18 protein-coding genes and 1 riboswitch are annotated in these 22,033 nt (G+C 66.4%); of the genes, 13 read left to right on the top strand and 5 right to left on the bottom strand.

What is annotated here, in order from left to right; all coding sequences use genetic code 11:
- The first annotated feature begins 522 nt into the window (after positions 1 to 522).
- From Q322_RS0109325 to Q322_RS0109285, 9 genes are all read left to right on the top strand, one after another.
- Entirely contained in the window at positions 523 to 2,142 is a 1,620-nt protein-coding gene (locus Q322_RS0109325) for a bifunctional metallophosphatase/5'-nucleotidase (RefSeq protein ID WP_029477642.1), read from the top strand.
- Between the two features lie 507 nt (positions 2,143 to 2,649).
- On the top strand, positions 2,650 to 4,170 hold the full coding sequence (locus Q322_RS0109320; protein ID WP_029477641.1) for a glycine--tRNA ligase: 1,521 nt from the start codon (positions 2,650 to 2,652) through the stop codon (positions 4,168 to 4,170).
- Entirely contained in the window at positions 4,167 to 4,571 is a 405-nt protein-coding gene (locus Q322_RS0109315; RefSeq protein ID WP_051668388.1) for a hypothetical protein, read from the top strand. Before Q322_RS0109320 ends, Q322_RS0109315 begins: the two co-directional genes overlap by 4 nt.
- Positions 4,572 to 4,702: 131 nt before the next feature.
- Positions 4,703 to 6,388: a glycerol-3-phosphate acyltransferase gene (locus Q322_RS0109310; protein ID WP_029477638.1), complete on the top strand. Its 1,686-nt coding sequence runs from the start codon at positions 4,703 to 4,705 to the stop codon at positions 6,386 to 6,388.
- A 411-nt stretch (positions 6,389 to 6,799) separates the two neighbouring features.
- Positions 6,800 to 8,317, top strand: a complete 1,518-nt coding sequence (locus Q322_RS0109305; RefSeq protein WP_245593198.1) for a phospholipase D-like domain-containing protein — start codon at positions 6,800 to 6,802, stop codon at positions 8,315 to 8,317.
- Positions 8,318 to 8,386: 69 nt separating this feature from the next.
- Positions 8,387 to 9,382, top strand: a complete 996-nt coding sequence (gene ispH, locus Q322_RS0109300) for a 4-hydroxy-3-methylbut-2-enyl diphosphate reductase (RefSeq protein WP_029477636.1) — start codon at positions 8,387 to 8,389, stop codon at positions 9,380 to 9,382.
- Positions 9,383 to 9,447: 65 nt separating this feature from the next.
- Positions 9,448 to 10,251, top strand: a complete 804-nt coding sequence (locus Q322_RS0109295; protein WP_029477634.1) for a [LysW]-aminoadipate kinase — start codon at positions 9,448 to 9,450, stop codon at positions 10,249 to 10,251.
- A gap of 40 nt (positions 10,252 to 10,291) precedes the next feature.
- The gene (locus Q322_RS0109290) at positions 10,292 to 10,621 is read left to right on the top strand and encodes a YbjQ family protein (protein WP_029477633.1); all 330 of its coding nucleotides are present in this window, start codon (positions 10,292 to 10,294) and stop codon (positions 10,619 to 10,621) included.
- Positions 10,622 to 10,628: 7 nt separating this feature from the next.
- The gene (locus Q322_RS0109285) at positions 10,629 to 10,907 is read left to right on the top strand and encodes a hypothetical protein (RefSeq protein ID WP_029477632.1); all 279 of its coding nucleotides are present in this window, start codon (positions 10,629 to 10,631) and stop codon (positions 10,905 to 10,907) included.
- 120 nt (positions 10,908 to 11,027) lie between these two features.
- Here the strand turns inward: Q322_RS0109285 and Q322_RS0109280 are convergent, their stop codons facing one another.
- From Q322_RS0109280 to Q322_RS0109265, 4 genes are all read right to left on the bottom strand, one after another.
- Positions 11,028 to 12,362 carry a S1C family serine protease gene (locus Q322_RS0109280; RefSeq protein WP_029477631.1) on the bottom strand — a complete coding sequence of 445 codons (1,335 nt, stop codon included), beginning with the start codon at positions 12,360 to 12,362 and terminating at the stop codon, positions 11,028 to 11,030.
- A gap of 95 nt (positions 12,363 to 12,457) precedes the next feature.
- On the bottom strand, positions 12,458 to 12,892 hold the full coding sequence (locus Q322_RS0109275) for a S1 RNA-binding domain-containing protein (RefSeq protein ID WP_051668386.1): 435 nt from the start codon (positions 12,890 to 12,892) through the stop codon (positions 12,458 to 12,460).
- A 123-nt stretch (positions 12,893 to 13,015) separates the two neighbouring features.
- Complete coding sequence (locus Q322_RS0109270) at positions 13,016 to 15,652, bottom strand: ExeM/NucH family extracellular endonuclease (RefSeq protein ID WP_029477629.1); 2,637 nt, start codon at positions 15,650 to 15,652, stop codon at positions 13,016 to 13,018.
- A 169-nt stretch (positions 15,653 to 15,821) separates the two neighbouring features.
- A complete protein-coding gene (locus tag Q322_RS0109265; protein WP_029477628.1) occupies positions 15,822 to 16,553 on the bottom strand; it encodes a phosphotransferase in 732 nt (243 codons plus the stop codon).
- Between the two features lie 96 nt (positions 16,554 to 16,649).
- On the opposite strand from Q322_RS0109265, the gene Q322_RS0109260 reads away from it, so the two are divergent.
- Positions 16,650 to 17,063, top strand: coding sequence for a YbaN family protein (locus Q322_RS0109260; protein WP_051668385.1), 414 nt, complete (start codon positions 16,650 to 16,652; stop codon positions 17,061 to 17,063).
- Positions 17,064 to 17,197: 134 nt separating this feature from the next.
- On the opposite strand, the gene Q322_RS0109255 is transcribed toward Q322_RS0109260, so the two are convergent.
- Positions 17,198 to 18,208, bottom strand: a complete 1,011-nt coding sequence (locus Q322_RS0109255; protein WP_245593197.1) for a thiamine ABC transporter substrate-binding protein — start codon at positions 18,206 to 18,208, stop codon at positions 17,198 to 17,200.
- A gap of 95 nt (positions 18,209 to 18,303) precedes the next feature.
- Positions 18,304 to 18,405, bottom strand: a riboswitch (TPP riboswitch).
- 113 nt (positions 18,406 to 18,518) lie between these two features.
- Between Q322_RS0109255 and Q322_RS0109250 the strand changes: the two genes are divergently transcribed.
- The 3 genes from Q322_RS0109250 to eutC all read left to right on the top strand — a co-directional run bounded on the left by Q322_RS0109250 (position 18,519) and on the right by eutC (position 22,033).
- Positions 18,519 to 19,736, top strand: coding sequence for a CynX/NimT family MFS transporter (locus Q322_RS0109250; RefSeq protein ID WP_084147903.1), 1,218 nt, complete (start codon positions 18,519 to 18,521; stop codon positions 19,734 to 19,736).
- Between the two features lie 90 nt (positions 19,737 to 19,826).
- Positions 19,827 to 21,275, top strand: coding sequence for an ethanolamine ammonia-lyase subunit EutB (locus Q322_RS0109245; RefSeq protein WP_342667664.1), 1,449 nt, complete (start codon positions 19,827 to 19,829; stop codon positions 21,273 to 21,275).
- On the top strand, positions 21,272 to 22,033 hold the full coding sequence (gene eutC / locus Q322_RS0109240; protein ID WP_051668384.1) for an ethanolamine ammonia-lyase subunit EutC: 762 nt from the start codon (positions 21,272 to 21,274) through the stop codon (positions 22,031 to 22,033). The genes Q322_RS0109245 and eutC overlap by 4 nt, the downstream gene beginning before the upstream one ends.

Below are 22,033 nucleotides of genomic sequence, written 5' to 3'. Positions count from 1 at the left end.
GCGCCCCCATAGGCTTGGCCCCACACTTGCAACCGCTGCGAGTGCAGACCACACAGCGCAGAGCTACCAGAAGGACGACGATTAAAAGGCGGCGAACACACCTGGAAACCGGGCGGAAGGGACAGCGTTCCGGTGGGCGTCTGTGAGAGACGAGAACGGAAGGTAGAAAAATGGGTCCTGGACGTGGAGAGGACGAACCGGCGCTATCGCGGTTCATCCACGAAACAAGCGGAGTCCGCATCACACCTCGTCCAGTTGGGCCAAAGCAGACACCTCCGCCACTGTCTGCCCGGAGAGATACAGGCCCCCGGCTGACCTGGGGCGGACACAACATCTGCACAATTTCAGACGACAAGGGCGAGTGGCCGCAGAACTTGCCGACGTTCGCGAGGCCCCGCTCCAGACCGGTGTACATTGTGTGAAACTGTACGGAAGGTCTGGAACCGAGCGCCCTCTGCGCAGCAGTCTCAGCGCTACCAGGTTCAACTGCACCACAGACCTCAGTCGATTGGAGGAGAAAATATGCACACAAAGGCCTTTTCCCTGTTTGCCCTGACCCTGCTTCTGGCTGCCTGTGCTCCTGAACCCGCCCCCCCGCTCCCGCCGGGGCCGCCCGTGACCATTCAACTGCTCGACGTCTCGGACTGGCACGCACAACTCGATCCGCTGACCATCGACTCGAAAGAAGTGGGCGGGGCGGCGGTCCTGAGCGCGTACTTTAAGAAAGACCGGGCCGAGAACCCCAACACCCTGACCCTGACTGCGGGGGACGCTTTCGGAGGCTCGCCGCCGCTGGCAGGCTTTTTTGGTGAGGTTCCCGCCGTGCTGGCGATGAACGCCATGGGTTTCGACGCCGATACCCTGGGCAACCACAACTTCGACAGGGGAACGGCCTTCTTGCAGACGCTGATCGACAAGGCCAATTTCTCGTACCTGTCGGCCAACCTGAGTAATCTCAGCAGCAACCTCAACAAGGTGCAGCCCTACAAGATCTTTGAAGTCGGCGGCGTGAAGGTCGCCGTGATCGGCCTGACCAATCCCGAAGCGCCCACCTTGGTGTCGCCCAGCGCCTTCGGGACCATCCAGGTCACGGACCCGGTGGCCGCCGCCACCCAGGCCCGCGCCGCCGCCAAAGCTGAGGGCGCTCAGGTCTTCGTGGTCCTGACGCATATGGGTGTGAACGCCAAGGACCCTATCGAGGGGACGGTCAGCGGCCCCTTGCTTGACCTGGCCAGGAGCCTTCAGGGCTTCGACGTGATCCTGGGCGACCACACCAACCAGCAGTACAGCGGCACCATCGGCGGCGCGCTGGTGGTGGAGAACCTGAGCAAGGGGGCCAGTTACGCCAGGGTCAGCCTGACCTATGACCCGGCCACCAAGAGCGTGACCAGGGCGGCCAACACCTTCGTGACCCCCTTTGCCAGCGAGGTCACGCCCGACCCGGCGGTGGTGGAGGTGCTGGCTCCCTACCGCACCCAACTGGCCGCGCAACTCGACGGCAAGATCGGGGTGGCCACCGATGTCTTCCCGCGCGGCAACAACATCGAGCGCCTGGGAGAAGTTGCGCTGGGTGACCTGATCGCCGACGCCTATCGCACCCGCTACAGCACCCAACTGGCGATTGTGAACGGCGGGGCCATCCGCAGTTCCCTGCCGTCCAGCTACGCGCCGCAGGACAAGACCCTGCGCCGCCCCGCGCCCGGCTACCAGCCCGGACCGCCCTACGACGTGGTCAAGGGCGACATCTACAGCGTGCTGCCCTTCGGCAATACTGTCGTGACGCGCAGCGTCACCGGCTCGCAACTCTACGCCGTGCTGGAAAACAGCGTCTCGGCGCTGCCCGGCTCCAGCGGACGCTTCCTGCAAATCTCGGGCTTCTCGTACAGCTATGACGTCAGCAAGCCTGTCGGCTCACGGGTGGTCAGCGTCAAGCTCGACAGCGGGGCGGCCATTCAGAACGACAGCGCCACCTATACCCTGGCCCTGCCGGACTTCACCAACGAGGGCGGCGACGAGTACACCATGCTGGCCGACGGGCAGGGCGTGACGCGCGAACCCGACGCCTTGGTGCTGCTGGAGTACGTTCAGAAACTGGGAACCATCACCCCCACGGTGGGCCAGCGCATCAACGCCGTCAAGTAACCGCCGCCAAGGAACCGCAGTCAAGAAACCGCCGCCAAATCAAGCCGGGGTCCATCGCCCGCCCATCTGCACAGATCAAGGGGCTAGGTCACGCTGCCGGGAGTTCTGACCCGGCGGCCTTTTGCATGTTTTTTATGGCCCCCTGGGTCCGGGTGGCCCGGCAGGATGCAGCGCTTCCCCGCAGCGCTTCCCCAGCGCCGCCCATCTGGACTTGACCCCCTCCCCCGCCCCGCGCCACAATGCCCTTCAAGCGTTGATCCGCAGGAGTAGCGCGTGTGTGGCCCAGAGAGCGAGCCTGAGACGGTGGAAGTCAGGTGGGCGGCAGCGCGTGAAGGGCGGCGGGGAGCTGTTGAAGTTTCAAAGAGGGCCAGTCCCGGCAGACCGCCGTGCGCTGGAACTGGGGTGGAACCGCGCGGAGTTTTTCGCGTCCCCAGACGGGCTGAGCAGGTGCCGTCTGGGGTGTTTTTTGCCCTCCAGCGGGGCGAGGCCCGTAAAGGAGGACGCACTATGCCCGCAAACTCGATGGAAGAACTGGTCAGCCTGTGCAAACGCCGGGGCTTTATTTTTCAGGGGTCCGAGATCTACGGCGGCCTGCAAGGCTTTTACGACTACGGCCCCCTCGGTGTGGAGCTGAAGAACAACATCAAAGCCGCGTGGTGGCGCGCCAATGTCTACGAGCGAGACGACATGGAGGGGCTGGATTCCAGCATCATCATGCACCGCCTGGTGCTGCGCCACAGCGGCCACGAGGCAACGTTTTCTGACCCGATGGTGGACAACAGGAAGAACAACAAGCGCTACCGCCTGGATCATCTGGTGAAAGACCAAAAGGCCGACGTGATCGAGAGGGTTGCCCAGGGCATCGGCGAGGACGCGGCCAACTTTCCGGCGGTGGTGGCGGCGCTGATTAAGCAGCCCGCGAAGGCTTCCGAGGTTCTGAAAGCGGCGGGAGTGCGCGACGCCTTTTCCGGCGAGGTGGGCGACTGGACCGAACCGAAGCCCTTTAACATGATGTTCAAGACCACCATCGGCCCGGTGGCGGACGAGGAGAGCTACGGTTATCTGCGCCCGGAAACCGCGCAGGGGATCTTTACCAACTTCAAGAACGTGGTGGACAGCACCAGCCGCCGCCTGCCCTTTGGCATCGCGCAGATCGGCAAGGCGTTCAGGAACGAGATCACGCCGCGCAACTTCATCTTCCGCGTGCGCGAGCTGGAGCAGATGGAGATCGAATTCTTCTGCGTTCCCGGCACCGACGAGGACTGGCATCAGCACTGGCTCGATAAGCGCCTGGCGTGGTGGGAAGCGCAGGGCGTGCCGCGCAGCAAGATCGAGATTCTGGACGTGCCGCCCGAGGACCTGGCCCACTATTCCAAGCGCACCTATGACCTGATGTACGACTACCCCACGCTGGGCCACGAGGAAATCGAGGGCATCGCCAACCGCAGCGACTACGATCTGGGGTCTCACACCAAGTCGCAATCCGAGCTGAACCTGGTGGCCAGCGTGACCGAGAACAACGACTCCGTGGCCAAGCTGACCATTCCGCACCCGGACACCAACAAGCCCGTGGTGCCGTTCGTGATCGAGCCGTCGGCAGGGGTGGACCGCGCGCTGCTGGCGGTGCTGAGCGAGGCCTTTACAAAAGAAACGCTGCAAAACGGCAACGAGCGCATCGTGCTGAAGCTGAAGCCGCATCTGGCCCCCATCAAGGTGGCCGTGATTCCGCTGGCCCGCAACCGCGAGGAAATCACGACGGTGGCCAAGGCCATCAAGGCCGAGTTGCAGGGCCTGGGCCTGGGCCGCGTGCTGTACGAGGACAGCGGCAACATCGGCAAGGCGTACCGCCGCCACGATGAAGTGGGAACGCCGTACTGCGTGACGGTGGACTTCGACACCATTGGGCAGAACGAGAGTGGAGACGCGGCCCTGAAAGACACCGTGACCGTGCGGGACCGCGATACGCTGGCGCAGGAGCGCGTGAAGATCAGCGAGCTGGCGGGCTGGATCAGGGAGAAGTTGCGATGAGCGAATTCACAGACAAATACGAGAATCAACTGCTGAACATCGAACTGGCCGTATCTAGCGTGTACGACGAACACCCTGAACTGACCGACGCTCAGGTGGACGCCGCCTATGAGGAGCTGGCGCGGCGCTACCGGGCAGAGGCCACCGCGCACGACTTCAAGCCGGGCAAGCTCGACGGCCCGCGCGCCAGTGTGCATGATGCCGTGCTGCCCATCACGGAAATGCTGGTGGGCCGCCCGGACAACATCCTACCCACCGAACCGGTCAGCGCCGAGGAAATGCGGCAGATCATCAACCGGCTGCGCTCGTCCATCAAAACGTGGCAAAAAGCCGGGGGGCGGCAATCGTACCTGAAGTACCTCTCGCAGTTTCTGTCTGAACTGTCAGACGGCGAGGAATAGAACCGCCCGAATCCTAAACGCCCCCCCGAATTGAAAGAGGAGGTGTTTGATGCTGTGGTGCCGGGGAACGCCAGCCTCTCGCGGGCCAGCCTGACCGAGAGCCACAGCCTGGAAGCCCTAGAATGCCTAGTATGTTGTTTCTGTCCGCCCTGTTGCTGCTGGTGGCTTTTCTCGTGGGCAGCCTGCCGCTGGGTTATCTGCTGCTGAGCCGCGCCGGGGTCAACACCCGACTGAGCAATGCCCACAACCTGGGTGTGGAAAACATGCTGCGGCTGGTGGGGCCGGGGCTGGCGACGGCCTCTGCGCTGCTGGACGCGGGCAAGGGCCTGCTGGCGGTGCTGATGGCCTCCAGCCTGGGCCTGCCGGAAGTGACCGTGCTGGCGGCGCTGGCGGCGTACCTGGGGCATCTCAATCCACCAAACGCTCTTTACCGCCCGCTTTACGGAACGGTGCCGCCGCGCGGGCGCGGGAATCTGGTGCTGCTGGGCGTTCTGGCGGGAGTGGCGGTGACCGGAGCCGTGCCGCTGTGGGCAGCCGCCCTGCCCGTGGTGGTCTATGCGGGCGTCACCGGCTACTGGGGCTACGTCAGCGCGGCCACGCTGGCGGGTCTGGTCGCCTTTGCTGCCGTGGTGGCGCTGCTGCCCATCGGCGTTCCGGCCAAGTTGGGAGCGCTGGGGCTGCTGGTGGCGGCGGGCTGGCGTTTCAAGGAAAACATCGGGCGCATGCTGGACAGCACCGAACCGCGCTTTGGCGAGGAAGTGCCGCTGGCCGGAAAGCGAGGCGACGAGGTGGTGGCCGCCTTCATGATCCACCCGATGACGCTGGAAAATTTCTGGTCCGCCCGCCGTTTCGCGTGGTTAAAACCCTTGGTGGAGCGCGGCGTGATCAGCGAACGAACCGTGCGCCAGATGGCCGAGAATCTGCGCCCCATGAAAGTGGGTGAGCTGCGCGGCATCCGCACCCCGGAGGGCCAGAGCATCCGCTGCTACCTGCTGTCCAGTCCGCTGCTGCCCGACGTCTTCGATACCCAGCCGGAGCTGGCGACGCGCCGGGCCATTGAGGGCGCGCGGCTGGCGCACGAGCTGGGCGCGGAAGTCTTTGGTCTGGGCGCGTTCTGGTCCGTGGTGGGCAACAAGGGCGTGGACGTGCAGGCGGCCGTGCCGGAAATCACCGTGACCAACGGCGGCGCGTACACTTCCGGGACCATCAAGGCCGCGATTCCGGGCATCCTCAAGCACTTTGAATCTGGGGGCCGCGATCTGAAGGCCGCCACCGCCGGGATCGTGGGGGCCAACGGCGTGGTGGCCTTTGGCATCGCGCGGACGATTGCGCCGCAGGTGGCCAGAATCATCATGCTGGGGCGCAATCTGGACAAGCTGGAGCGTAGCGCCGCCGCCCTGCGCCGGGCGAATAAGGACACCGAGATCGTGACCACCACCGATTACGCCGCGTTGAAGACGGCGGACCTGATCTTTACCGCCACCAGCGATCCGCTGCCGGTGATCTTCCCGCAGCACGTCAAACCCGGCACCTGGATCTTCGACGAGGGCCGCCCGGCGGACGTGGATGAAAGTGTGGCGAGCGTGCCCGGCGTACGCATTATTCCCGGCGGTGTGGTGCGCCCGCCCGGCGGTATGACCAGCAACATCGACCTGCAATTCGGCGAGGGCGCGGTTCCCGCCTGCCTAGCCGAAACGCTGATCATCGCCGCCACCGGCGAACACGGGCGCAAGAGCCTGGGACCGCAGACACTGAGCGAGAACATCAATTTCTTCGTGGACCAGGCCACGCGGCTGGGCTTTGAAGTGGTGGACTGAGTGGGAGAAGGGTGCTGGGACAGCTTTGAAATAACAGAAGACCCCCAGCCTCACCCCGGCCCGTTCGGAACGCTTGATATGCCTGGACGCTTGCCAGGCAATCGGAAAATCGACGTCTCGAACGAGGGCTTTATCTCCCTCGCCTCTCACGGGAGGAGGGCGAGGTGGAGGTGTAGTGGGCAAGTCCTGCCACACCTCTGGACAGCGAAACCGCTCCTGACTGCCGAGCGCTGCTTGATATGGATTGCAAAGCATTTCGAGTGGAGCTGGCCGCGCAGTGGTTGAAAGAGCTTCCCCAGTAGTCCGCTCACGAGCATGCCTCCTGCTCCCTAATCTGACGCCTCTCTGAGAGGGTCCGGGACGTGTCTTAAAGTGCGCCCCTGCGCGCGTCCAGTGCGCCTATGCTGCGGCGTGCTTAACCGCGCCGTGCGTTCCCTGCTGGTCTCCGCCGTCCTGGTCTGCGGTGGGCAGGGCCAGGGTGCGGATTTGCCGCTGTTTCTGAGACCGGCGCTGCCCGCCGCCCCGCTGACCTTGCCTGAATGCGCCCCCCCCACCGACCCGCTGGAACGGGCCGTCTGGGGGGTGGTCACGCAACGCGGGCCAGACCTGAGTTGCCACAATGCCTTCGTCGGCTTTCTGCGGACGCCGCGCAGCCTGACCACGCCGCTGGACGCCTTCGAGATCACCGCCAGCCAGATCGCCAACGCCCGCAGCGAGGTTCTGTTTGCCAGCATGGAATGGGCCGCCGGACCGGGACATCCAGGCTGGATTTTTGCACAGGCGGTTGCACAACTGTACGGGCGGGTGCGGGCCGATCCCGCCGCGTACCCGCAGGGCATGACCGTGCAGGCGCTGCTGGGCGGCTTTCCCAGCCTGGTGTACCCCGACAGCAGGGCGCAGCCGCTGGCCCTGCTGGACGATCTGTTGCGGCTGGGCGTGCCGCTGCACGACGCCCGCGTGGGCTGGCAACTCAGCATTCTCAATTACCGCTACTTTCCGCACAGCCACGTCAAACTGCATGTCATTGACGGGCGGGACCTGACCGTGGCCGGGTACAACTATACCGACGTGCATCTGCCCGCCTCTGAATCCGGGGGACGCCAGACGGGAGGGAGCAATCTGCATGACCTGGGCCTGCGGATCAGCGGGCCGGTGGCGCAGAGCGGCGTGGCCGCCTTCGACGACCTGTGGCGGCACAGCCTGCAACTGCGCTGCCCGGACGACGTGACGCGCAGGACGGCACGGGCCGGGTGCCAGTTGACGCCGCCGGACCCGGCCACGCACCCGGCAGCCGCGCGCCAGGCCGTCGCCACCGGCCACGCGCGGGCCTTCATGCTGTACCGCCGCCCCGGTGACGATGGAGCGGACCGCGCCCACCTGGCCCTGCTGGGCGCGGCCAGAGCCGGGATCGATCTGATGCAGGCAGATTTCAGCCCGGCACTGGGTTGCTGGGGCGCGTACCTGAACCCACAGGGCTGCGGGCCGGACACCTGGCCAGCGTACATGACGGCTGTGCTGGAGGCCGCCGCGCGCGGAGTTCATGTCCGGCTGCTGACCGTGGATTACGGCGAGGGGGCTCTTCCCAACCGCAGCGGCATCACCCTGCTGCGCCAGGAGCTGCGCCGCCGGGGCATCCAGGACCGCTTCCAGGCCCGCGCCACCACCTTCAATATGCACACCAAGGCGTTGACCGTGGACCGCCGCATGGTGGTGGCAGGCAGCATGAACTTTCACTTCAGCTCGTGGGGCACCCTGGGCCTGGCCGAGGCTGCGCTGGCCACCAGTGACCCGGCAGCGGTGGCCGAGCAGGAGGCCAGCTTTGACCAGATCTGGAGGTCGGCCAGCCGCCCCGTCCCGGAAGAGCGGTGGCTGAAGAACGTGCTGCGCGATCTGATGCCAGACCTGACGCCGGGACAGCCGACACGGTAACGGCCCACCCTGGCCCGTACACTGGGGGCATGACCCAGCTCTCCCCCACCCCGCTGACGCGTGCGCCGCATGGTTGAGCGTCTGTATCTGGCCAAGCCGCGCGGCTTTTGCGCGGGCGTAGTCATGGCGATTGGCGCAGTCGAACGCGCCGCGCAGACCGAGGCAAAGCCGGTCACGGTCTACCACTCCATCGTCCACAACCACACCGTCGTGGACCGCCTGGAACGCGGCCACGGCGTGCATTTCGTGGAAAATCTGGACGATGTGGAGGCCCTGCCGGAAGGCGGCGAGACCGTCGTGTTCTCCGCCCACGGCATCAGCCCGGTGGTGCGCGAGCGGGCGCGGGCGCTGGGACTGGCCACCATCGACGCCACCTGCCCGCTGGTCACCAAGGTCCACACCGAGGCCAAGAAATACGCCCGCGAGGGCCACACCATCCTGCTGATCGGCGACAGCGCCCAGCACCAGGAGGTGATCGGCACGCGCGGCGAAGCGCCGGAGAACACCATCCTGGTGGGCGTGCTGGGCAAGCGCGGCGAGGGGTTGCACGACCCGCATACGGTGACGGTCCCGGATCCCGACAAGCTGGTGGTGCTGACCCAGACGACCCTGAGCGTGGACGACACCCGGCGCACGGTGGACATCCTCAAAAGCCGTTTTCCCAAGCTGATCGTGCCGCCCAGCGAGGACCTGTGCTACGCCACCAAGAACCGCCAGGACGCGGTCAAGGCCATCGCGCCAAACGTGGACGCCTTTCTGATCCTGACCAGCACGCATTCCAGCAACGGCATGCGGCTGCTGGAACTGGCCGCCGAAACGTGTGGCCGGGCCGAGCGGCTGGAAACCGTGGCCGATCTGGCGGACCTCAGTCTGGACGGCGTGCGGGCCGTCGGCATCACCAGCGCCGCCAGCACCCCCGACGATCTGGTGCAGGAGGTGGTGGCCCACTTCCGCGCCCTGAACCCAGATTTACAGGTGACCGAGGAAGGCGAGTGGGAGAACATCGAATTCCGCGAGCCGAAGAAGATTCTAGCCAGCCAGCCCCTGCCGCGCACGATGGGCTGAGGCGGACGGTCTGAACGTCTGCCATCTGCTCTTTGCTCTACCATGCCCAGCATGAGGGTACGGGCTTGATTGTGGTCAAAGTGGGCGGCAGCGCCGGGATCGATTATGACGCGGTGTGCGCCGATCTGGCGGCGCGGTGGAAGACGGGCGAGAAATTGATCCTTGTTCATGGCGGCAGCGGCGAGACCAACCGCGTGGCCGAGGCACTGGGCCACCCGCCCAGATTCGTGACCAGCCCCAGCGGGTACACCAGCCGTTTTACAGACCGGCAGACGTTGGAAATCTTCGAGATGGTCTACTGCGGCAAGATCAACAAGGGCATCGTGGAGCGGTTGCAGCGCCTGGGCGTCAACGCGGTGGGCCTGTCGGGGCTGGACGGGCGCATCTTCGAGGGCCGCCACAAGGACAGCGTGCGCGCGGTGGAGAACGGCAAAACGAAGGTGCTGCGCGGCGATCACACCGGAACGGTGGAAAAGGTCAACACCGGACTGATCGAACTGCTGCTGGGCGCGGGTTACCTGCCGGTGCTGACGCCGCCCGCCAGCTCCTACGAGGGGGTGGCGATCAACGTGGACGGCGACCGCGCCGCCGCCGCCCTGGCCGTGGCATTAAAGGCCGAGGCGCTGCTGCTGCTGTCCAACGTGCCGGGCCTGCTGCGCGCCTACCCGGACGAATCCAGCCTGATCCGCCAGATTCCGGCGGACGATGTGGAGGCGTACCTAAAATTTGCCCAGGACCGCATGAAAAAGAAGGTGCTGGGCGCGGCGGAGGCGGTGGCAGGCGGCGTGAAGCGCGTCATTTTCGGCGACGCCCGCGCCGGGCAGCCGATCACGGCGGCGCTGGACGGCGCTGGCACGGTCGTTTCATAGTCCCGGGAACCCGGAGCAGGGAACGGGCGTAAGGAGCCATATGAATAACCTGATGATCACCACCGCCAACGATCTCGAGGGCTTCCGCGTGGTGCGCCACCTGGGCGTGGTGCGCGGCCTGACCGTGCGCTCGCGCAGCGTGCTGGGCAACATCGGCGCGTCGCTGCAAACCCTGATAGGCGGCAACATTACCCTGTACACCGAACTGGCCGAAAAGGCCCGCCAGGAAGCCTATGACCTGCTTGTTCAGCATGCCCAGGAAACGGGGGCCAACGCCATCATCGCCATGCGCTACGACGCCAACGACATCGCCGACGGCGTGACCGAGGTGCTGGCATATGGCACGGCGGTGGTGGTGGAACCGCGCTGAGCCACCCTTGACTGCCGCCGAACTGTTGAACTACCTGAATGCCAGAGGCGGCCAGGAATACCGCGTCACTGCCCTGCTGCACGTTGGCAGGGGGAAGAAGGCCAGTGTGCGCGAGCTGGGCGAATACCGCCTGAACGTGCGTGGCTGCCATGTCCAGGCCACCGGCCCCAGCGGGCAGACCCGCCTGCTGAACCGCGCCGAGTTTATGGCCGTCTTTGGCAGCTATTCGTTCAGCCCCGCGACGCCCACCGGGGAAATGACCGATCTGGGGCCACTGTTCGGGTAGGCGAGTGTGCGCTTTTCAGCCTCGCCCGTTCACGTCCGACACAACAAAAAGAAGAAGGGGGCAGAGGTCACAACCCCCCGCCCCACTCCTCCCACGGCCTCTGTCCCGTCCCAGCTCCTTTTACTGTTGCTGCGCGCCGGGGAAGGCCACGTCGCCCAGGTTGACCGTGACCTCACGGGTCTGGCCGCCGCGCCGGACGGTCAGTTTCACGCTGTCGCCCATGCTCTTGCCCAGGATGGCGCTCTGGAGGCTGTTGTCGTCGGTGATGGGCTGGCCGTCAATGGCCGTGATCAGGTCGCCGTCGGTGGAAATGGCCGTGGTCTGGCCTGTGGCAGAATTGGTCAGTTTGATGCCTTCGTTGCTGCCCGCCTTGAGGTTGGCGTTGGCGGCGGGACTGCCCAGCACGACGGACTGGATCAGCGCGCCATTGGTGGGCAGTCCGGCGGTCTTGCGCTGCGCGGCGCTTAGGCCGCTGACATCGGTGAACTGGATGCCCATGCGCGGCGGCTGCACCACGCCACCCTGGCCCGCCTGAAGCTGGGGCAGCAGTTTCTTGACGGTGTTCACCGGGATGGCAAAGCCCACGCCCGCGCTCTGACCCGCGCCGCCCGTCAGGATCTGGGTATTGACGCCGATCACCTGGCCGGAGCTGTTCAGCAGCGGCCCGCCGGAATTGCCCGGGTTGATGGCCGCGTCGGTCTGGATCAGGCTCTGTTTGATGCCCTGCATGCCCACCGGGGCCGTGCGCTCCAGGCTGGAAATAATCCCCTCTGAGACGCTGAAATCCAGGCCGAAGGGTGCGCCCATCGCCACGGCTTTCAGGCCCACGTCCAACTGGTCGCTGTCGCCCAGTGGAATCGGCTGGATCAAGTTCTTGGGCAGCCCCTCGGGGCGGATCAGCGCCAGATCGAAGTCGGGGGCGCGGGCGATCACCCTGGCCTTGTACTCGGTCCTGTCGCCGTGGACGCGAATGGTGATCTCGCTGGCCCCGTCCACCACGTGGTTGTTGGTAATGATGTCGCCCGCACTGGAGACAAAAAAGCCGCTGCCGGTGCCGGTCTGCGGCTGAGGCGTGCCGCTGTCTCCTAGACCATCGCCGAACGGAAAGCCGAAGGGCATCTGCTCCTGCATCCGCTTGCGGAGCTGCGCCTGCGGGCTACTGGAGCTGTCTCCCTTCTCGGTCACGCTGACAAAGACCAGGCCGCCCTGCCGCTGCTTGACCACATCTACCGTGTTGGCCTCGGATTCGGTGCGGGCGCGGCCCCCATCGTAGTTCTGGCTCAGCGGGGCCTGGGGCGGCGTCGCCAGGGTCTGGACCATCTGCCCCTGCGCGCTCTGAGAGGCGGTCACGGGTGCGGCGGTCTGTGCGCCGCTGCGCTCATTGACGCCGTAACCGACCAACGCGCCGAGGGCCAGCGTGCCCGACAGGGCCAGAATGGACAGGTTCTTCTTCATGGCCGCAGTGTGACGCGGGCCGGTTACACGGCGGTTAAAGCCCCGGCAACGCAAAACTCCCGGCCAGTGGGGACCGGGAGCAGCTCGGGTCGGCTTTACTTCTTGCGCTTGCCGCCGCCACCGCCGCCCGGCTTCTTGGGGCCGCCGGTGGTGGTGCGTTCCTTGGCATCACGCATGAACGAGCGCAACTTGGCCTCGAACTGCGGACTCTGCCGCCCGATGGCGCGCGGGCGCGGCACTTCCTCGGGTTCTTCGAGCAGTTCCTTGATCGAGAGGTCCAGGCGGCCCCGCTCGTCGCGGCCCAGCACCTTGACCTCGATGTTCTCGCCCTCGCGCACATGATCGTGGATGTTGCGCACGAACGAGTGGGCGATCTGCGAGATGTGAACGAGGCCCGTCTCGCCGTTCTCGAACTGGATAAACGCGCCGAAATCGGTCACGCGGGTGATGCGGCCCTCGGCCACCGCGCCAGAATCAAGTTGCACTAAAGGAGTTCTCCTGGGGAAAGCATGGTTCACATGGTACACCATGCGGGCAAGGGGCGGGTTACTTCTTGGACAGGCGGTCGATTCCCAGCATCAAACGCCCCCCAGACGCATCAAAAGGCCCGGACCGTCCAGAGACCGTCCGGGCATAGCAAGAGGTCTAGAAGTTCAGGGGCAGACGGTCTTGGCCGAGGCGCTGTTGCGCGGTGCGGGCGCAGCCGCTGTGAAATCCGCGCTGTTGTTGTTTGTGTCGGTGCAGCCATTGCCCGCGCGCAGGGCTGCCGTGGCATTACTCAGCCCCGGCGCGGGGGTATTTCCCTCGGATTCACTGGCGGAGCCATAACCGACGAAATCGAGCAGGTCCGGGTCAGTCACGCTGGTAACGGCCTCGGTGTTGCCGACGAGGGCGACTTTGCCGCTGGAGCCGCTGAGGGCCAGCGTGCCGGTGGCGTCCGGGGTGGGTAAGTCTGCCGTGCCGCCCGAACCCTGGGCCAGCCCGATCAGGTAATACGCGCCCGGCTCGATGGTGGCGGCGGGCAGGTTCAGCACATTGCTGGCGGAGAAGCCGCCAGTCGCACTGGCGTACTGCACGCTCTTACCCATCGTGCTGACCGCCACCTTGCCGGCGTTGAACAGTTCCACGAAGTCGTTCTTGAAGGTGGCCCCACTGTTGCCGCCGCCGCCATACACCTGGCTGATGACCAGTCCGCCCACTTTAGGGCTGCTGGGATTCGTGACCGTGACCTTCAGGGTGGCGGTGGCAATCTCCCTGTCGCCGTCCCGCCCGGCCTTCACGGTGATGGTGTAGTTCCCGGCGGTCTTGTAGGTGTGGATGTGCGGGCCGCTGGGCGCGATGGGAATCAGGCGCTCGAAGCCGCCGCCGTCGCCCCAGTCGGCCACCAGTGTGGTGGGCATGCCGCTGGTGGTCACATTGATGGTGTAGACCTGATCTACGGTGGCGCTGGCCGGTCCGGTCACGCCCACGGTCAGCGGAATGGTGGTCGCGCCGTCCGCTTTCAGCTTCAGGCCGACCACCACCGGGTCATGATCGCTGCTGCGGTAGGCGGTGGGGGTGTACAGGTCCGGGCTGGTGCAGGTAGAGGTCATGCAGGCCGGGTTGTTCTTGAACTCTACGTTGTAGTCCAGCACCACCGGCTCATCGGAATTGATGTGCCACTCGGTAATGCCCGTGACCTGACTTTGCAGGCCCGCGCTGGCCAGGGCGTGGTCCAGATAGCCAAACTGGCCGTCGAATTGGTAGGAGTAGCGGTCATTCAGGGCAATGCGCTTGTTCAGGCTCTCGAAGCCGCCCGCCTCCAGCGCCACAATCGGGTCCTCCGCGCCGTAGGCGTTCAGGTCACCCATGACCAGCACGTCCGCGTCGGTGGCCTTGAGCTTGTCGGCGAAGGCCAGGACCGCCTTGGCCTGCTCCACGCGCAGCATGTTCCAGCAGCCCTGGCCCAGGTCCACGTCACCGTCCTTGGGGCAACTGCCCTTGCTCTTGAAGTGGTTGGCCATCACCGTGAACACGCCCTGTCCGGCGACGTCGCGGAAGGTCTGGGCGACGGGCTTGCGGGCGCGGTCAAACGCTGGATTGTCGTCGATGCGCGCGCCCCCCACCGTTTCCACCTTACCGGGGCGGTAGATGATCGCCACGCGGATGGCGTCGGTACCCACCGTGCCGGTCTTGACGCTGGCGTATTCGGTCTTTCCAGCGGCGGTGTTCAGGGCGGCCACCAGATCATTCAGGGCGGTCTCGCCGTTGTTCTCGATCTCCATTAAAGTGATCACATCGGCGTCCAGGGCACGCAATTCGGCCACGATCTTGTCTTTCTGACGCTTGAACTCTATGGCGTTGTCCGCGCCGCGCGCGTTGGAATCGGCGTCGCGCAGCGTGGTGAAGTAGTTCAGGACGTTGGCCCCGGCCACCTTCAGGGTACTGTTGCCCACCGGCTTGGGCGCGGCGGTGCGCGGGTTGCTGTTGACAAAGACGGGCGTCTTGGTGGGTTCCAGCTTGAAGTTGCCGTTGGCGAAGTGCATCACGCCTTCCAGCCCGCTCACGGTGTCTCCGGCGCGGCGCGTGTTGTCCGCATTCAGGTAAGGGATGGCAGGCGGATTCTGCTTGCTGCTGGCGTCATCCATGATCAGGGTGCGGTTCTGGTTGGCTTGCAGGCTGCCGCCCTGCCCGTTGGTGGGGTTGAACAGCCGCCCACCACTGGACAGGCCCAGCTCGCCGTAGCGCCCCAGCGTGAAGGTGTTGGTCACGGTCATGGTGTTGGTGACCATGACCAGCATGCCCTCCACGTTTTCCAGCGCGTCCGGCGAGGCCAGCGGGTAGGTCAGCTTGGCGGGCGCGGGCAACGTCGTCTCTCCGCAGGGGGTCGCGGTGGTCACGCTGTCCAGTTGGGTGGCCCCGAAGAATTCCTTGACCGTGCCGGTCATCTCCAGCACCTCGCCTGGCTTGACGGTTCTGGGCGCAGCGGCGGTGTAGATGAACAGCCCCTCGCTGGTCTTCGGATCAGCGTCCGGCGTCACGTCCTGCACAAAAAAGCCGCTCAGACCGGGCTGGGTATCTGCCGTCACCACGCCGCGAACGGTGACGGTCTGGCCCACCAGCGGGCTGGCCGCCCCGCTGCCCTGAACCGTGGAAATCGGCGTGACGGTGGCCCCCACCGGGCAGCTATAGGCGGGAGGCGGGGGACCAACCGGAGGATCAACGGGCGGCTCGACAGGCGGGTTGCAGGCGGCCAGCAGCGCGGTCAGGCCCAGCAGCAGGGCGCTGCCTTGCAGAAACTTTAGGGTCATGGGGACTCCGTGGGGGCCGTTGACAAACAGCCGGGAAAAGAGAGGCGAGAGATTGTGATGGAGGGCTAGTTTAGCGAGTTGTCCCCGCTGGCGTCATGAGCCGCCGGACGCGGGAGCCAGCGCGTCCAGCCCCATCCTGAGACCACAACGTCAACGCCTGTTCAGCGCCTCATTCGCAGCGCGCCAGCACCGCCCGCACCGCGTCCGGCGAGATGCGGCCCGCGCCCGCCACCTTCAGCAGCAGTTCCAGCCGCAAGCGCCACAGCAGGCCCCTATCCAATCGCTCGCCCCAGCGGTCCAGCGCGGATTGCAGGTTGTCCAGCACGGCGCATTCGTGTTCCAGGGTGGCCCAGCCCGCGTTGCCCCAGTCCAGCAGTCCGGCGTAATTCCCGCGCGCGTCGGCCAGCAGGTTGTGGCGGTACGCGTCGCCGTGGACGAACACGGGCGCGGTCAGCGGATACGGCGTGGTCAACAGCCGCCGCAGCGCGGCCCGTTCGTCAGGCGTCCAGCCTGCGCCGTCGGCCAGTCCCGGCTCTCCCACCCACCACGCAGATGGGCGGGGCGAATCCATTTCGGGGGGCGCGGCGTGCAGCCGTTCCAGATCGTCCAGCACGGCCTTCCAGAACCTGGGCGTGAGTTGGGCGGGGGTGGGCATCCCGCCGGGCAGCCGCTCCCACAGGCTGTAACCCGGCCCCCAGAACAGCGGCCTGGCGGTGTGGACTCCCGCCGCGTGTGCGCCCAGTGCCACCGCCGCCTCGCGCGCGTGGTCCGTGCCGGGGCCGAGGCGCAGCACTGCCGTGTCGGCCAGCCAGACCTCGTTGGAGAACCCCGTGTCGGCGCGGCGCAGGCCAGCCATGCTCAGGCCGTGGCGGGTGAAATATGTGGCGGGGTCAGTGGTCATGAGAGGAGTGATTTGGAGACAGATCAACGGCTCCAGTTCAATGATAGGTGACCATTGGCCCGAACAGACGAGGACGGATCGACTACGCTGAGGGCCGTGACGCCGCCCACCTCCACCTCTGCGCCCCAGACTCAGGCCCCCGCCCGCCCGGTCAAACCGCTGTGGGTGGCGCTGGGTTTCGTGCTGTGCGCGGTGGGCTTCGTGGGGCTGGTCCTGCCGGGCTTTCCGGGAACGGTGTGGTTCGTGCTGGCTGCCGCCTGTTTTGCGCGGGGCGATCCGCGCTGGGAGGCGTGGCTGCTGTCGCGCCCGGTGATCGGGCAACTGGTCCTAGATTACCGCGCCGGGCGGGGCATGCCGCTGCGCGCCAAGTGGATCGCCTGCCTGTGTATCGCCGTGGCCGTGGGCCTGAGCCTGGGCCGCATTCCCGTGCTGGTGGGGCAGGTGGGCTGGGTGATTGTCGGTCTGGTAGGGATCTATTACATCAGCTTGCAGGTGCCGACGAAGCGGTAGGAGAATCCCTCATTCGCCGCTGTCGCGGCACCCTCCTCCCCTACGAAAGGCTCAGAACAACCTCGCCCGACCATGCCAGAGGAGAAAACAAAAAGCCCTCTCCGTGGGGAGAGGGTTGGGTCAGGAGGTGCCGTTTACCGCGCCCGCAACACCTGTGTCACCCAGGCGTCCACCAGCCGCTGAGGGTTGGCGGTCAGGCTAGGCTTGACGGCGGACAGTTCCGGCAGGGTGGCAAATTTGAAAACCGGATCAAGCGGCGTGCCGCCCACGGCGGGGTAGATCCACATGCGCGTGGGAATGTCGGCCTGCACGCTCCCTCCCAGCATAAAGTCCACGAATTTGCGGGCCAGGGCGGGCTGCTTCGCCCCTTTCAGGATGCCCACGCCTTCCAGTTGCAGCCAGGTGCTGCCGGGCAGGAACAGGTTGGCGGTGGGGGACTGGGCGGGCAGCTTCTTGGCGTCGTAGCTGTCGGCGTAGAAGACCTCGGCGGCGGGGCTGCTGGCGTAAGACAGCACGATGGGATAGCGGCCCCCGTTGCGCGTGAATTCCTTGTTGTAGGCGTCGCTCCAGCCGCGCGTGACCTTCAAACCGTTCAGGCGGGCGTCGCGCCACCACTGCCAGGCCCCCGCCTCGCCGTAGTGGTTGACGGTGGCCAGCAAAAAGGCCAGGCCGGGGCTGCTGGTGGCCGGACTCGCCACCACGGTCAATTTGGCGTACTGCGGGCTTTTCAGGTCATCCAGCGATCTGGGCAGGCTCAATCCCACCTTCTGGAAGTATGCGCGGTCGTAGTTGAGGGCCACGTAGCCGTAATCTACCGTGTTCAGCAGGCCCGCATCGTCCAGGTGATAGGCGGCGGGAACCTTCGCCAGTTCGGGCGACCTGTACGCCTGCAACAGGTCAAACTGCCTGGCGCGGCTCAGCAGGCTGTTGTCTAGGCCGTACACCACGTCGGCCAGCGGCGCGCGGCGGGTCAGGACCAGGCGGTTGAGGAGTTCCCCGGCGTCGCCGCCCTTCACGAAACGCACCCTGGCGTTGTTGGCGGTCTCAAAAGACGCCACCAGTTTCTTGTCCACATCAAAGGAATCGTGGGTGATCACCGTCAGGGTGGCTGGCGTCGCTTGAGTTTGGGCCGAAGCCAGGCCCATCAGAAGTAAAGCTGCTGTCAAAACACCATGTACACGCATAAAAAAGCCCCCTCGCGTCACGAGGGGAAGCGGTGGACAGACCTCCAGACTCTGCTGGGGGTTGCCGGTCACGCTCCCTCCGCCGGTATGACCCGGATCAGGTTCGTTGGGGTGTTTCTCAGCCCGCCCATCAATGGCAGGCACCCCCGGTGACGCAGGCCCAAGGTAACAGAGTGGAGGGGCGAGAAGCGTGCCCCGTCGTCATTTTTCGCCTTCACGGTTGGTCAATGCACGCAGCCAGACTGGTCAGTGGACGCGCTAGCCTGCACGGATGAGCCGTCCTGACCTCGCCGCCCCTGAGCCGTCGGAGGCGGCGGGGACAACGCGGCAACGCAAACCCACCGCCGCCCCGCTGCTGATCCTGGGGCTGGTTCTGGTGGCGCTGAACCTGCGCCCGCCCATCGCCGGGTTCGGGCCGCTGCTGTCGCAATTTCAGGCCGAGTTCCGGGTGAGCGCGGCCACCCTGAGCCTGCTGACCACGCTGCCGCTGCTGTGCTGGGGCGTGCTGGCTCCCCTCGCGCCGCTGCTGAGCCGCCGCCACTCCAACGAGACCATCATCCTGTTCGCCACCGCGTTGATCGGGCTGGGGAGCGTCTTTCGTATCGGCGCGACGCTGCCCGTCATTCTCATCGGCACCGTGCTGGTGGGCGCAGGCATCGCCGTGAACAACGTGCTGCTGCCTAGCCTGATCCGGCGCGATTACGCAGATCGGGTGGGGCCGATGACCGGGCTGTACACGCTGGCGGTGGTGGGCGGCGCGGCGCTGGCCTCCGGGGTGGCGGTGCCGCTGATGACTGCGCTGGGCGGCGCGTGGCGTTCGTCAATGGGGGTGTGGACCCTGCTGGCGGTGGTGGGCGTGCTGGCCTGGCTGCCCGCCGTCTTTGGGCGGCAGACGCACGTCCGCGCGGCGGTGAAGGGGGAGCCGTCGGTGTGGCGCAATCCCTACGCGCTGAGTGTGACGCTGTACATGGGGCTTCAGTCACTGGTCTTCTTTACCTGGCTGACCTGGCTGCCCAGGGTGCTCCAGGACAGCGGTTTCACGGCGGCGCAGGCGGGATTACTGCTGGCCTTTGCCAACGTGGTGCAACTGCCCTTCACGCTGGCGGTGCCGGTGCTGGCGGCGCGGCCCCGGCTGCTGGTGCCGCTGGCAGTGGGCACGGCGCTAGTCAGCGCGGCGGGCATCACGGGCCTGCTGCTGTCGCCGCAGACGCCGCTGCCGTGGCTGTTCATGATGGGCGCGGGCGCGGGCAGCATGTTTCCGCTGGCCCTGATGTTCATCGCCGTACGGGCCGCCAATGTGGCGCAGGTGCCGCAACTCTCGGCGATGGCGCAGGGTTTCGGCTACGCGCTGGCGGCCACCGGCCCCTTCATCTTCGGTGCGCTGCACGATCTCACCGGCGACTGGCAGGTGCCGCTGCTGTTCCTGCTGGCCATGACGGGCCTGGTGCTGATTACGGGGGTGGCGGCAGGACGGGTGCGGGCGGGGTGAGGGGGATGGGTTCATGCCTGGTGTTCTGAGGCGGCACCCGCACAACCCCCTCGGTCGGCTTCGCCGCCACCTTCTCTCCGCTTACACTGAATCCATGCCCCCCAACGCATACCGGAGCCGCCCACGTACCACCTGACCCTGGGCCACCGCCACTTCAGCTTCCCCGATCTGCGGGGCGTCATGGCCTGCGCCAGCCCGTCCAAATCCGGCGATGAGCTGGCGGGACTGGCGGCGGGCAGCGCCCAGGAACGCGAGGCGGCGCGGCAGATTCTGGCCGACTTGCCGCTGAGTCTCTTTTTAGAAGATCTGCTGATTCCCTATGAGGCCGACGAGGTCACGCGTCTGATCGTGGACAGCCACGACGCGGCGGCCTTTGCACCCGTGTCCGGCCTGAGCGTGGGCGAATTCCGCGACTGGCTGTTGGGGGACGGGGCGACGGCGCAGGCGCTGGCGGCCCTAGCTCCCGGCCTGATCCCCGAAATGGTGGCCGCCGTCAGCAAGATCATGCGCGTGCAGGACCTGGTGCTGGTGGCCTCCAAAGTGGAAGTCGTGACGCGCTTTCGCACCACGCTGGGGCTGCGGGGGCGTTTCAGCACCCGGCTCCAGCCCAACCATCCCACCGACGATCCGCGCGGGATTCTGGCGAGTACCCTGGACGGTCTGATGTTCGGCTGCGGCGACGCGGTGATCGGTGTGAATCCTGCGCTGGACAGCGTGGACAGTTGCGTGGGCCTGCTGCGGTTGCTCGACGGCTTCCGCCAGCGAACCGGCGTGCCGACGCAGAGCTGCGTGCTGACGCACGTGACCAGCACCCTGGAGGCCATCGGGCGCGGCGCTCCGGTGGACCTGGTGTTTCAGAGCGTGGCGGGAACGCAGGCCGCCAACAGCGGCTTCGGGATTGATCTGGCGCTGCTGGATGAGGCGCACGCGGCGGCGCTGGAGCTGCGGCGGGGAGCGGAACTGGGCGGTGTGGATCTGGCTGGCGGCTCCGGCGACAACGTGATGTATTTCGAGACCGGCCAGGGCAGCGCCCTCTCGGCGGGCGCGCACCACAGCGTCGATCAGGGAACGCTGGAGGCCCGCGCCTACGCGGTAGCCCGGCGCTACCGCCCGCTACTGGTCAATACGGTGGTGGGCTTTATTGGCCCCGAGTACCTGATGGGCGGCAAACAGATCATCCGCGCGGGGCTGGAGGACCATTGTTGCGCCAAGTTGCTGGGCCTGCCGATGGGCTGCGACATCTGTTACACCAACCACGCCGAGGCCGACAGCGACGACACCGACACCCTGCTGACGCTGCTGGGCGCGGCGGGCGTGACCTTTATCATGGGCGTGCCGGGCGCGGACGACATCATGCTGAATTACCAGAGCACCAGTTTTCACGACGCGTGGTACGTGCGCCGCATGTTTGACCGCCCCCCAGCGCCCGAATTCGCCGCGTGGCTGGAGCAAGTGGGGCTGAGCCGGGATGGAGGTCTGACGCTGCCGGGCCGGGCGCAGATGCGCGGGCTGCTGGCGACGGCGGAGCTGGGCGAATGACCGACGATCTGACCCCCTGGGCCTTCCTGAAGGAATTTACCGATGCCCGGATCGCGCTGGGACGGGCCGGAACATCCATGCCGACGCGGGAGCTGCTGAAGTTTGGCGCGGCGCACGCGGCGGCACGCGACGCCGTTCACGTTTCCGCTGATTTCGGGCCGCTGGCCGGGGCGCTGAGCGCTGCCGGAGAGGTGGTCTTGCAGGTCCACAGCCGCGCCGCAGACCGCGCCGAATACCTGCGCCGCCCGGACCTGGGGCGCACGCTGGCCCCCGAAGCTCTGGCAGGGTTAGAGGGTCACCTTCCGACTGATGTCGTGATCGTCGTGGCCGACGGCCTGTCGGCGGGGGCGCTGGCGCATACGGGGCCGCTGCTCTCACTGCTGCTGCCTGAACTGCGCGCGTCGGGCCTGAGCGTCGGCCCCATCGTCCTGGCAAGGCAGGCACGGGTGGCGCTGGGTGACCCAGTGGCGCGGGCGCTGGGGGCGCGTCTGGTGCTGGTCCTGATCGGCGAACGCCCCGGCCTGAGCAGTCCCGACAGCCTGGGCGCGTACCTGACCTTTGACCCACAGCCGCACACCCGCGATTCGGCCCGCAACTGCGTGTCCAACATCCGCCCGGCGGGACTGGACATGCGCGTGGCGGCATGGCGCTTGGCGCACCTGACCCGGCAGGCGCTGCGCCGGGAACTCAGCGGCGTGCAGCTCAAGGACGAGGGCGGCGGTCCACCACCGGACTTTGCCCACCTTCCACACGGCTAG

Source organism: Deinococcus frigens DSM 12807, from assembly GCF_000701425.1.
Classification (GTDB): Bacteria; Deinococcota; Deinococci; order Deinococcales; family Deinococcaceae; genus Deinococcus; species Deinococcus frigens.
The sequence above is the reverse complement of the archived record's forward strand: the minus strand, read 5'-3'. Positions and strand labels throughout refer to the sequence as shown.